At 73.7% G+C, this 12,307-nt stretch carries 7 protein-coding genes; 1 reads left to right on the forward strand and 6 read right to left on the reverse strand.

What is annotated here, in order from left to right; translation table 11 throughout:
- Window positions 1-42: 42 nt before the first annotated feature.
- From ACLQ28_RS12885 to ACLQ28_RS12900, 4 genes are read right to left on the reverse strand one after another with little or no spacing between them, the layout of a single operon-like run.
- On the reverse strand, window positions 43-2,802 hold the full coding sequence (locus tag ACLQ28_RS12885) for an FtsX-like permease family protein (protein WP_425686458.1): 2,760 nt from the start codon (window positions 2,800-2,802) through the stop codon (window positions 43-45).
- Complete coding sequence (locus ACLQ28_RS12890) at window positions 2,799-5,963, reverse strand: FtsX-like permease family protein (protein WP_425686459.1); 3,165 nt, start codon at window positions 5,961-5,963, stop codon at window positions 2,799-2,801. The genes ACLQ28_RS12885 and ACLQ28_RS12890 overlap by 4 nt, the downstream gene beginning before the upstream one ends.
- A 7-nt stretch (window positions 5,964-5,970) precedes the next feature.
- On the reverse strand, window positions 5,971-6,693 hold the full coding sequence (locus ACLQ28_RS12895) for an ABC transporter ATP-binding protein (RefSeq protein WP_425686460.1): 723 nt from the start codon (window positions 6,691-6,693) through the stop codon (window positions 5,971-5,973).
- A complete protein-coding gene (locus tag ACLQ28_RS12900) occupies window positions 6,690-7,622 on the reverse strand; it encodes an ABC transporter ATP-binding protein (protein WP_425686461.1) in 933 nt (310 codons plus the stop codon). Before ACLQ28_RS12900 ends, ACLQ28_RS12895 begins: the two co-directional genes overlap by 4 nt.
- Before the next feature lie 346 nt (window positions 7,623-7,968).
- Between ACLQ28_RS12900 and ACLQ28_RS12905 the strand changes: the two genes are divergently transcribed.
- Window positions 7,969-8,958 carry an NAD-dependent epimerase/dehydratase family protein gene (locus ACLQ28_RS12905; RefSeq protein WP_425686462.1) on the forward strand — a complete coding sequence of 330 codons (990 nt, stop codon included), beginning with the start codon at window positions 7,969-7,971 and terminating at the stop codon, window positions 8,956-8,958.
- Window positions 8,959-9,033: 75 nt separating this feature from the next.
- Here ACLQ28_RS12905 and ACLQ28_RS12910 read toward each other — a convergent pair whose 3' ends face one another.
- Window positions 9,034-9,891, reverse strand: coding sequence for a universal stress protein (locus tag ACLQ28_RS12910; protein ID WP_425686463.1), 858 nt, complete (start codon window positions 9,889-9,891; stop codon window positions 9,034-9,036).
- 10 nt (window positions 9,892-9,901) lie between these two features.
- The gene (locus tag ACLQ28_RS12915; protein ID WP_425686564.1) at window positions 9,902-12,295 is read right to left on the reverse strand and encodes a phosphoketolase family protein; all 2,394 of its coding nucleotides are present in this window, start codon (window positions 12,293-12,295) and stop codon (window positions 9,902-9,904) included.
- Window positions 12,296-12,307 lie beyond the last annotated feature (12 nt).

A 12,307-nucleotide genomic window follows, 5' to 3' on the forward strand; every position in this document is an offset into this window, starting at 1 on the left:
GATCCTCGCCGCCGGGCACCGCCCGGCCCTGCCAGTAGCCGGCTACTCGCCGGCGCGGAGAACCTCGCTCAGCCGGTCGCGTCGCCGCAGCGCCGACTCGACGGGTACGACCGTGGCGGCCGCCGCCAGCAGCGCCACGCTCCCCAGGCCCAGCAGCCACCACGGCAGGACCACCGTCGGGTCGGCGGCTTGGCCGGTGAGCAGCCGCAGGTCGAGCGGGCCGAGCATCAGGCGTGCGAGCAGGGCCCCGAGTAGCGGGCCGCACACCGCGGCGACCACGACCGGCGGCAGCAGCTCTCCGGCGGCGACCCAGCGGGCGTCGCGTGGCCGCAGGCCGAGGGTCCGCAGCCGGGTCAGGGTCTGCCACCGCTTCGACGCGCCGGAGGCGGCGGCGAGCGTGAGGCCGAGCAGCCCCAGCGCCAGCAGCACCGCGGCGGCCGTCCACGCCAGCCGTAGTAGCCCTGCGGTCAGCGGAGCCACTCGCTGCGCCCGCAGGACGTCCGAGCGCAGCACGACGTCGGCGGTGACGCCGGTGTTCGACACGGCCCGCGCCGCGCCCGGGCCGGTCACCCAGACGGTATTCGGAACGGCGGGCAGCCCGGCGTCGGCGAGAGCCCCCCCGTCCACGATGACGACGTCGGTGGCGCCGTCGACGGGGGGAGCGGTGCCGACCGCGGCGAGACGGATCGCTGGGGCGTCGTCCCGGGGTAGCTGCATCTGCGTTCCGGCCCGCAGACCGCCGTCGCTCGATCTGACCAGCGCTGGGACATCCCCGGGGCCAGGACCGGGTGCCGTGAGCCGGGCCAGCGCCGGCGCGTCGGGCAGCGGAGTGGTGGCCAGCAGGCGCTGGAACGCGGCGGCGTCCACGATGACCAGGCGTGGGGTGAGCAGTGTCGATTCGGTGAAGACGCGTGCCGAGTCGGTTACCTGCGCGACGACGACCTGCCCTACCCCGGGTGCGGCGGCGATGCGCTCGGCCAGTGCGGGCGTGGCGGCCTCGGCGTCGGCGCCGACGTCGAGGCGGGCGTCGGCGCCGACGGCGCTCCACGCGCCGTCGGCCAGACCCCGGGTGACGGTGGTGCCGAGGATGAGCGCGAACGACGCGAGCGCCGTGGTGCTGACCAGAACCAGCAGCGGCAGCGCGCGCCCAACCGTTGTGGCCGCCTGGGCGGCACTGAACACGGCCAGCGGGCGGCGCGAGCGCAGGGCCTGTCGGAGCGCGAACCGCGCCCCGAGGGGCAGTAGCCGGAGTAGGACGAGCGCGCCGACGAGCGCGCCCAGAGTGAGGGCGCTGATCGGCAGGATCAGGTCGCCGGTCAGCTCACCCGTGTCGCCGTCGGAGGCCACGGGCAGGAGCCCGCGCTGGTGCAGCGTGACGAAGGCGGCGACCGCGGCGATCAGGACAGCGGCCTCCACGGCGGCGCGGCGCAGCTGGCCGGTGGCGCGAATCCAGCGCCGAGCGGCCGGGTGGGCGGGTTGGCGCCGGTCGCGGCTGGCGCGGGCGGCGGCGAGGGTGCCGAGCGCCGGCCCGGCGATGGCACCGGCCAGGACCACGGGAACGGCCCAGATCCAGGAGACGCCCGGAGCGACTGCGCGGGCGAGCGCGAGCCCGACGGCGGCGGCCGACAGGGACACCACGGTGGACTCGATGATCAGTTCCGCACCGAGGTCGGGTAGCGCCGCCCCACGCTGCCGGGCGGCGCTCAGCACCGGGGTACGGCGGCCGACCAACAGGTCGGCGGCGAGCAGCAGGACCAGTATCGTGGCGGTCAGCACCCCGGCAAGCAGGGCGGCGGCCTGTGCGAGAGCGGCGCTGTTCCGTGTACGGGCGTCGCGCAGGGCGGTGTCGAGCTGCGATTCCCATTTCAGGGTTTGGCCGCGGTCGCTTGATGAGCCGGAGGCTGCCTTGAGCTTGACCACCTGGCTGGCGAGCGCCGCGGTGGCGTCCCAGGTGAGCGCGTCGGGAACGGGTGCGAAGTAAACGGCGCGCCGCAGTTGGTCCTCGTCGATGGCGAGCCGGGCGTCCGGTAACGACTCGCGCGTCAGCAGGCCGCCGAACCGGGTGGTCCCCACGCCGTCGGCGCCGGGCACGGGGCGCAGTAGCGCCGGGGCGAGTCGCCAGGCCGGGTCGGCGCTGTCGGTGGGTCGGTAGATCCCGCTGATCCGGACGTCTTTGTCTTGACCCTGGCCGTCGTTGACCGGGATTCGATCGCCGGGGCCGAGGTTGAGTGCGGCGGCATCCGCCTCGGAGAGGCCGACCTGCACCGGCCAGGGCGGTCCGTCGTAGGGGATCTCGACGTACTCGTCGGAGACGGCGGGGCCGGGCGGGCTGCCGGCGATCCAGGTCACGTCCGGGCCGCCGAGGTCACCGGCCAGGTAGGTGAACTGGAAGGTACGCGGCACGCTGCCGTCGGTGATGTTGAGGATCGGGCCGTTGACAGCGGCGATGGGCGGGAGCAGCGCGGCGTCCAGGTCGGGCCCGAGCGCGTCTGTCGCCCGGGCGCGGAAGTCGTCGAGGGCCTCGGCGAGGCGGGGCATCCGGACCCGCCCGCCGGTCGGCCCGTCGTCGCGTTCCCAGTTGGCGCGTACGAGGACGTTCGAGTCGGGGCCGGCGCGGCGGACCGTGTCCTGGACGGCGTTGTCGGCGGCGGCGCGGAGCAGCGCCGGCACGGCTCCGGCGAGCAGCGCGACGGCGGCGATGACGGCGGCGGTGAGCAGCAGAGGTCCGGCGTCGGTACGGCCACGGCCGCGGATGCTGGGCCAGTGCAGCGCCGGCCACCGGCGGGTCAGCCACCGGTTCACGGCGCTACCCGCAGGTGCGCGGCGTCGGCCCGGCGGACCTGGACGGTGACCACGACGGCGACCGCCAGCATGCATCCGGCCAGCAGTACGGCGAGGAGTGCGCCCTCGGCTGGCCACGGCCAGTGTGGCTGGGTGGCCGGGACGGGCGTGGCGCCGGTGTCGGAGCGCACGAGCAGGGGAGCGACGACGCGGGTGGCGAGCGCGCCGACGGCCGCGCCCGCCGCGAGCAGGGGCAGCAGAACGCCGGCGTGCTGGCCGAGCAGCACGGCCCGGATGCTGCGCCGGGACATCCCCAGGCCGCGCAGCCGCGCCACCTCGACGGCGCGGACCTGTAGATCGCAGGTGACGTGCAGGACGACGCCGGCGAGCAGCAGCAGCGCCGCGGCCGGGACGAGGAGCCGGAGCGCGGCCGGCAGCCCGGCGCGCAGCGGGCCGCCGGTGAGACGGGCGGACTCGTCCTCGCGGGTCGCGACGGCGCCCGCGTGCAGGGCGGTGGCCCGCTCGGCGGCGCCGGCGGTCGGGTGCCCGACCCACCAGGCGTCGACCGGGAACGTCAGGTCGCCGGTGACGGCGCGTGCGCGGGACAGCGTGTCCAGGTCGGCCAGGACGGCGGCGGCGCCGGGGGCGGACGGTACGGTCGGCACGACCTCGGTGACGACGACCGGGACGGGCGTGATGCCGACCGTGACGCTGAGCTGGCTGCCGCTCCCGGCACCGACCTCGCTGGCAAAGCGGGCGGAGACGGCGACGGGCACCGGGCCGGGATCCGGGAAGGCGGTGGCGACGAGGGTCCGGGCGGCGTCCTCGGCGGCGCCGCCAAGGTCGACGGTCGCGGCCATCCGCAGCGCGGTTCCCGTCGGCGTGGCGGACAACCCGACGGTCAGGTCGCTCAACTTGCTCGGGACCGGCGGCGCGGACGTGGCGGTCCAATCCGATCCGTCAGTGGACATCTCCGCCGACCCGGTTGGCGGCACGGTGAGGGTGACGGCTACGGCGACGCGTCCGCCGACCGTGTCGGTGGTGACCGGCAGGGCGACCGCGACGAGGCGCAACCCGTCGGCCGTCGCGCAGGCGGGCAGCCGAAACTCCTGGCCGTCGAGGGGTACGGCGGGACCGCTGCAGGACGTGCGTAGGCCGCTGGCGTCCTGCAGCAGCAGCCGGGGCGTCACGGCGAGCGGGGTGTCGCCGGCGGCGGTCCCACTCAGGACGAGCGGGGCGCCAGTCGGAATGGCGAGGCCGGTGACCCGGGTGCGTGGTGCCAGCGTGGCGCCCACGTCCGCCCATTCGCGGTCGCTGTCCAGCCGCCCGCGCAGCAGCGCGTCGGCGCGGGTGGTGTCGACGGCGACCAGGCGCGGCGCATCGCCGGCGCCGCCGAGCCACTGACCGACGGCGGTACCACGGTCGAGGACCGGACTCACGTCCCCCGCGGTGGCCGCGCTGACGACCGCGCCCTCTCCGGCCACCGGCGCCGTGCTGAGGGTGAGTGCCAGGTCGGTGCCGACGGAGAGCGCGGCCTGGTCGCGCTGCGACTGGTGCCACGTGTTGTCGAAGGCGAGGCCGAAGGTTCCGGCCGCGCAGGCCAGTCCGACGAGCAGCCCGGCGGCGACCGCCTGTGGCCGGCGGGCGGCCTCCGAGACCGCCAGCGGAAGCGCCAGCCCACGGGCGCGGTACGCCAGCCGGTCGGCGCCGCGAAGGGCGGGCAGTACCACCCGGAGAGCCAGGGCGGCGCCTGCGGTGAGCAGCAGCGCCGGCGCGAGCACCCGGACCGTGTCGGCGCGTGGGCTGGCGGCGGTGGGTTGCGCGTACAGCTGCCACCATCCGGCGGCGGCGAACACCGCGAGCAGCAGGTCGGTGCCGGATCGGGCCAGCAGCTCGCGGCGGGTGCGTTGGTCGCCGGCTGCCGGGACAGGCCGGATCGCCAGGACGGTGAGGACAGCGGCGAGCAGCAGCGCGCCGCCGGCGACCGCGACGACCTGGGCACCGGCGATGGTCGGCCGGGCGGTCAGGCCGGCGCCGTCCAGCGGCGGCAGGTGGGTCAGGCCGGCGTGCAGCGCCGATGAGGCCGGTATCGCGATCGCGGCGGCGACGGTGGCGATGAGCCCGGCCTCGAGTGTCGCGGTGGCGGCGAGTTGGCGACGGCTGGTGCCCAGGGCGGAGCGCAGGGCGGTCTCGTCGGCGCGTATGCCCGCGGTCAGCCGGCCGGCGAGGACGAGTGCCGTGGCGGCCAGGACACCGCCGAGGACGGCGATGGCGAGCACGACGGCGGCGGTGACGTGCAGTTGGTCGTCGGCGGCCCGCAAGGTCAGCGGCAGCTCGGAGGAGACACGTGCGAGCGTGACGCGGTCGCCGAGGGTGCCGGCCAGCCGGCGGTCGGCGGTGCCGACGGCCCCGGCCACGGTCTCCAGGTCGTGGCGGTTGGGGTGGGACAGGTCCGGATGGGCGGTGACCTCCATCCGGTCGACGGTGGCACCGGTGGTGACCAGGTCGGCGAGGTCGACGAGGAACGGGCCGTAGGCGTTGACCGGCTGCATGAAGCGGCCGTCCCGGTAGCCGGTGGCGGAGCCGGCCGCGGCCAGCGGGTCGCGGTCCCAGCCGCGCCCCGGCAGCGGGCGTACCACACCGACGACGGTCACGTCGATGGCCGGGACGGGCGCGTGGGCCAGCTCGGCGCCGAGGCGCACCCGGCGACCGGGGGTGAGGTCGAGCAGTTGTGCGGTGGACTCCAGCAGCACCGCGTCGCCGGGCTGCTGTGGCCAGCGCCCGGTGACCAGCTCGGCGCGGGCCGGCAGGTCGTCGAGCCCCGACAGGTACGCCTGGGCTCCGACGGTGGTGCCTGTGGCGAGCGTGGGCGGCAGCGCCCGCAGCACTGTCGACGCCCGCACGGTTGTCGTCACCGGGAACGGTGCGAGCGCGGAGGCCACCACGGTGCGGGTGTCGGCGGCGACGGACGGCGTGTCCCGGCCCTCGACGGCGCCGGTGTAGACGGTCACGTCGATGGCGGCGGGGGCGGCGCGGGCGATGGCGACCTCCAGCGCACGCTCGGCGGTGCGGGTGGTCAACAGGGTGCAGGTGCCCAGTAGTGTCGCGCCGATCGTGACGACCCCGAGGAGGGCTGCCAGCAACGGCCACTGCGCGCGGGCGCGCCGGCTGACCAGCCTCATCGTCGCGTCACCTGGCGTCCGGCACGGGCGCGTACGGCTGCCCGGCCGCCTGTTCGTCGAGGTGCCCGTCGTGGATGCGGATCACCCGGTCGGCCAAGGCCATCATCACCGCGTCGTGCGTCGACACCACTACGGTGACGCCTTCGGATTCCACTATCCCGCGCAGCAGGGCCATCACCGACAGGCCTGTCTCGGCGTCCAGTTGCCCGGTGGGCTCGTCGGCGAGCAGAAGCTGGGGCGAGGCGGCCAGCGCGCGGGCGATCGCCACCCGCTGCTGCTGGCCGCCGGACAGCTCGGCCGGCCGCTGCTGGGCGTGGTCGGCCAGGCCGATCAGCTCCAACAGCAACTCGACCCGCCGCTCGCGCTCGGTGGGGGCGACGCGGGCCATCCGCAGCGGGGCGGCGACGTTTTCCGCGGCCGACAGCACCGGGATCAACCCGAAGCTCTGGAAGACGTACGACACCTTCTCGCGCCGCAGCCGGGACAGGCCATCCTCGTCGAGCGCGGTCACGTCGGTGCCGTCGACGTGCACGGTGCCGGCGTCCGGGCGGTCCAGGCCGCCGATGACGTTGAGCAGGGTGGTCTTGCCCGAGCCGGACCGGCCGACGAGCGCCACCATCGAACCGGCGGCCACGTCGAACGACACGCCGCGCAGGGCGTGGACGACGGTCGGCCCGGTGCGGAAGCGCCGGTGTACGCCGCGCACGCGCAGCAGCGGCTCGCTGCTCATTCGCCGCTTCCCGAGTCGGGGCGGATCGTGATGTGGTCGGGTTCCAGGGCCAGCCGGACCCGTCGGGTCAGCGCCAGCGCCTGGCGGAACTCGCGGGGCACCTGGACCCGCCCGGCCCGGTCCATCACGGCGTACTCCTCGGCGATCATGTGCGTGTCGCCCTCCGCGTTGGTGGTGGTACGGCGCAGCACCTCGCTGCTGGTGCGCCCATCCCGGATCGCGACGGTCCGTTCGACCTGGCCGCTGACCTCCGGATCGTGGGTCACCACGACAACTGTCACGCCGTAGCGCCGGTTGACGTCCCGCAGAACGCCGAAGACCTCCGCGGAGGTGGCGGCATCCAGCTCGCCGGTCGGCTCGTCGGCGAGTAGGACCCGCGGCTGGTTGGCCAGTGCCACCGCGATGGCGACCCGCATCTGCTGCCCTCCGGAGAGTTGCCCGGGGCGCCGATCGGCGCAGTCGGCGACACCGAGGCTGTCCAGCAGCTCGGCCGCGCGCTCCCGGCGCTCGTCCTTCGCGGTACGGGCCGTCGTCATCGGCAGATCCACCATCTCCCGTGCGGTCAGGTAGGGGATCAGGTTGCTCGCCGTCTGCTGCCGTATGAACCCGACGGTGTGCCGCCGGTAGTTCACCCGGTCCGCACGGGACATCGCCAGCAGATTCCACTCCTCGACCCGGACCCGCCCGGCGGTGGGCGCGTCGATGCCGGCCAGGATGGACAGCAGCGTCGACTTGCCCGACCCGGAGGCACCGACGACGGCGACCAGCTCACCGCTCTCCACGGCCAGGTCCAGTCCCTGCAGTGCCTGCACCTCGATCGAACCGGTCTGGTAGATCCGCACCAGGTTCTCGCAGACGATGAGCGCGTCCCGGCCGAACTCGGGCGCCCGCGCGGATGGCTGCGGCAGGGACAGCGGTGTGCTGGTCATTCCCTTCTCCGTCCAGGTTGTGTCGACGTCGAGCCAGCCTCGGGTAGCGGTCGGGCCCACCGGTCGGGCACGTGATGTCACCTGGTCGGCACGCATGGTCATCAATTGCGTCAAGCGCCTCGATTGCCCAGGCTGACGCAGATTGAAGCAGTTTCGCAATCGGCGGCTCAGTTGACCATGCCCTGGGCGACATTCCTGCATTCTGGACGGGGGACGCAGGCTCACTCTGGCCGCGACGGCGACGGGCAACAAGTGAACGGCGGCAGCTCGGAATTCTGCCACGAGCAGATCCGCTGCCGGCGAACAGAGGCGCCGTTCGCCGACACGTGCAGGCAGGGTGAAGCGCATGAGATTGCTGGTGCTGGGCGGTACGGGTTTCGTGGGTGGGGCGACGGTCACCGAGGCGGTTCGCCGTGGCTGGTCGGTGACCGTGTTCAACCGAGGGCTGCACGGCACGGTGCCTGCCGGCGTACACCGGTTGCGGGGTGACCGCACCGAGCCGGACGGTCTGGCGGCTCTGGCGGGCGGCGAGTGGGATCTGGTCGTCGACACCTGGGATGGCGCCCCGCGGGGAGTGCGGGAAGCGGCCCGCGCACTGGTCGGGTCGGTCGGGCACTACGCCTACATCTCCAGCGGCTCGGTGTACGCCCCACCGGTGCCCGCGCACGTCGGCGAGGAGGCGCCCACAGTGGATGGATCTGCCGACGCCACCGAGGGGGACTACGCGCAGTGCAAGATGGGCGGTGAGCTGGCGGCGACGGAGGTCTTCGGCGAGCGGGCGTTGCTGGTCCGCGCCGGGCTGATCCTCGGCCCGGGTGAGGACATCGGCCGGCTGCCCTGGTGGCTACAGCGGGTGGCCCGCGGTGGCGACGTGCTCGCGCCCGGCCCGGAGGACCTGCCCGTGCAGTACGTCGACGTGCGCGACCTGGCCGCGTGGACCCTCGACCGGGCTGCCGTTGGGGTCGGCGGCGCGTTCAACGTCATCAGCCGATCGGGGCACACCACGATGGGTGAGCTGCTGGCGTCGGTCGTCGCGGTGACCGGCTCCGACGCGCGGCTGCGGTGGACCGACCCGGAGCCGATCCTGGCCGCCGGCGTGGTCCCCTGGAACGATCTGCCGATCTGGATTCCGCGCGACCACGAGTTCCGGTGGTTGCAGGAGCGCGGGGTGGAGAAGGCGTACGCGGCGGGGTTGACCTGCCGACCGGTGGCCGACACCGTCGCCGACACCTGGCAGTGGCTGCGCTCGGTCGGGTCGGTGCCGCCGCGCGCCGGCCGTCCGGCCCGGGTGACGGTGGGGCTGGACGCCGAGCGGGAAGCCGCGCTGCTCGTCTGACCGGGCGCGCCGGTGGTGCCGAGGTCAGGTCGGCGCCACCGGCAGCATCGGCGGCGGCCTCCGCCAGCGCCGTGGTCAGCGTTCCCGGACCACTGCGACCGGGCAGTTGGCGTGCTGGATGAGCTGCTGGCTGACCGAGCCGAGCAACATCCCGGCCAGCCCGCCCCGCCCCCGGCTGCCGACAACCACCAGCCGTGCGTCGCGGCTCACCTCGATCAGCATCGCCGCCGGGCTTGTCGGTGTCAGGTCGACGGTCATGTCCAGCTCGGGAAACGTCCGCCGCCACGGTTGCACCGACTGTTCCACCGCCGCCCGTTCGTCGGGCACCCCGGCCGCCCCGCCGGGGCCCGGTGTCCAGGCGTGCAGGACGCGTAACGGCACCCGCCGCTGCGCCGCCCGTTCGGCCGCGAAGCCGAGCGCCACCAGCGACGGTTCCGAGCCGTCCACGCCGACCGCCACCGGGCCGGTCGACGCGTCGACCGGAGCGGTGGCGGCCCCGTCTCGGACCACCACGACCGGACAGTGCGCGTGCGCGGCGACCGACACGGCGGTCGACCCGGCCAGCAGGCCTCCGAATCCGCCGTGGCCCCGACTGCCGAGCACCAGCATCCCGGCCTCGGCCGAGCGTTCCTGCAACACCAGGGCCGGTGGACCGTCGTACACCTCGCCGGTGACCGTCAGCCCGGGGTGCGTGGCGGTGGCCTCCGCCGCGGCCTTGCGGACCAGGTCCTCGACCTGCCGGCGGGCGGTCTCGTCCGGCCAGACCCCGGGGGCCACGCCCGGGCCGACCCAACCGGCCACGGTCAGCCATTCGAAGACGTACGCCAGCCGCACCGGTTGGCCGCTGTGCCGAGCCTCCTCCAACGCCCAGTCCACGGCCAGCGAGGCGTCGGTGGAGCCGTCGTAGCCGACCAGGATCTCCGCGTCACGCACGTCGTCCTCCTCAGGGGTTGATCGGGTCGGTCTCGCGGACCCAGCGCCACTCGGCGACCTGTGGGTCGTCCTCGCCGTACTGGCGGGTGTAGTCGCGGGCCGCCTGCCGGGCGTCGACCATCCGCTGGCGCAGGTGCGCGACGCGGGCGGCCAGCCCGGGCACCCGGTCGATGACGTCGATGACCAGGTGGAAGCGGTCCAGGTCGTTGAGCATCACCATGTCGAACGGGGTGGTGGTCGTGCCCTCCTCCTTGTAGCCGCGCACGTGCAGGTTCTCGTGGTTGCTACGGCGGTAGGTGAGTCGGTGGATCAGCCACGGGTAGCCGTGGTAGGCGAAGATGATCGGCCGGTCCTCGGTGAAGATGGTGTCGAACTCGCTGTCGGTCAGCCCGTGCGGGTGCTCGGTGTCCGGCTGGAGTCGCATCAGGTCGACCACGTTGACCAGTCGCACCTTCAGCTCCGGAAGGTGCTGGCGCAGCAGTTCGGCGGCGGCCAACGTCTCCAGGGTGGGCACGTCCCCGCAGCAGGCGAGCACCACGTCCGGCTCGCTGCCGCAGTCGTTGCTGGCCCACTCCCAGATCCCCAGGCCACGGCGGGTGTGCTGGATCGCCTCGGTCATCGTCAGCCAGTTCGGCGCGGGCTGCTTACCGGCCACCACCACGTTGATGTAGTGCCGGCTGCGCAGGCAGTGGTCCATCGTGGCGAGCAGGGTGTTGGCGTCCGGCGGCAGATAGACCCGCACCACCTCGGCCTTCTTGTTGACCACGTGGTCGATGAAGCCCGGGTCCTGGTGGGAGAAGCCGTTGTGGTCCTGGCGCCAGACGTGGCTGGACAGGAGGTAGTTCAGCGAGGCGATCGGCTGCCGCCAAGGGATGTCGCGGGTCACCTTCAGCCACTTGGCGTGCTGGTTGAGCATCGAGTCGACGATGTGGATGAACGCCTCGTAGCTGGTGAACACGCCGTGTCGGCCGGTCAGCAGGTAGCCCTCCAGCCAGCCCTGGCACAGGTGCTCGGAGAGCACCTCCATGACCCGGCCGTCGGGTGAGAGGTGGTCGTCGCCGGGCACGGTGGCGGCAACCCAGGCCCGGTCGGTCGCCTCGAACGCGGCACCCAGCCGGTTGGAGGCGACCTCGTCCGGGCCGAACAGTCGAAAGGTCTCCGGGTTGGCGCTGATGACATCGCGGATCCACGGCCCGAGCACCCCGGTCGCGCCGGCCATCGGCTTGCCCGGTTCGGGGACCTCCACGCCGTAGTCGCGGAAGTCTGGCAGGGCCAGGTCGCGCAGCACCACTCCACCGTTGGTGACCGGGTTGGCGCTCATCCGTCGATCACCGCGGGGCGGCAGCGTCCGCAACTCGTCCACCGGCGCGCCGGTCACGTCGAACAGTTCCTCCGGCCGGTAGCTGCGCAGCCATCGCTCCAACTCGGCCAGGTGCGCGGGGTTGACGCGGACCCCGGACAGCGGCACCTGGTGGGCGCGGTACGTGCCCTCCACCTGGACGCCGTCGACCTCGCTCGGGCCGGTCCAGCCCTTCGGCGTCCGCAAAATGATCATCGGCCAGCGGGGACGTTCGATGACACCACCGGAGCGGGCACGCCGCTGAATCTCGGCGATCTCGTCCAGCGTGCGGTCCATCGTCGCGGCGAGGATGCGGTGCACCTGGGCGGGGTCGTCACCGGCCACCACGTACGGCTGGTAGCCCGAACCCCGCATGAGGTCGATCAGATCGGCCTCGGGGATCCGGGACAACACCGTCGGGTTGGCGATCTTGTAGCCGTTGAGGTGCAGGATGGGCAGCACCGCACCGTCGCGTGCCGGGTTGAGGAAGACGTTGGAGAGCCAGCTTCCGGCCAGCGGGCCGGTCTCCGCCTCGCCGTCGCCGATCACGCAGGCCACCACGAGATCCGGGTGGTCGAACGCGGCGCCGTAGGCGTGGCTCAACGCGTACCCCAGCTCGCCGCCCTCGTGGATCGAACCCGGCACGTCCGAGGCGACGTGGCTGGGGATGCCGCCCGGGAAGGAGAACTGGCGGAAGAGCTTGGACATGCCGACCTCGTCGCGCGCCACGTCGTGGTAGCGCTCCGACCAGGTGCCCTCCAGCCAGGTGTTGGCCACGATGGCCGGGCCACCGTGGCCGGGGCCGGTGACCAGCATGGCGTTGAGGTCACGCGCCACGATCATGCGGTTGAGGTGGGCGTAGATCAGGTTGAGCCCGGGGCTGGTGCCCCAGTGCCCGAGCAGCCGAGGCTTGATGTCGTCAGGGGTCAGTGGCTCCCGCAGCAGCGGGTTGCCCAGCAGGTAGATCTGCCCGACGGTGAGGTAGTTCGCGGCCCGCCAGTACGCGTCCAGCCGGCGAAGTTCGTCGTCGGTGAGGGCGCGGTGCACGTCGAGAGCGGTGTTCATCATGCTGCCTCT

Origin of the sequence: Micromonospora sp. DT201, assembly GCF_049841575.1 — a bacterium.
Classification (GTDB): domain Bacteria; phylum Actinomycetota; class Actinomycetes; order Mycobacteriales; family Micromonosporaceae; genus Micromonospora.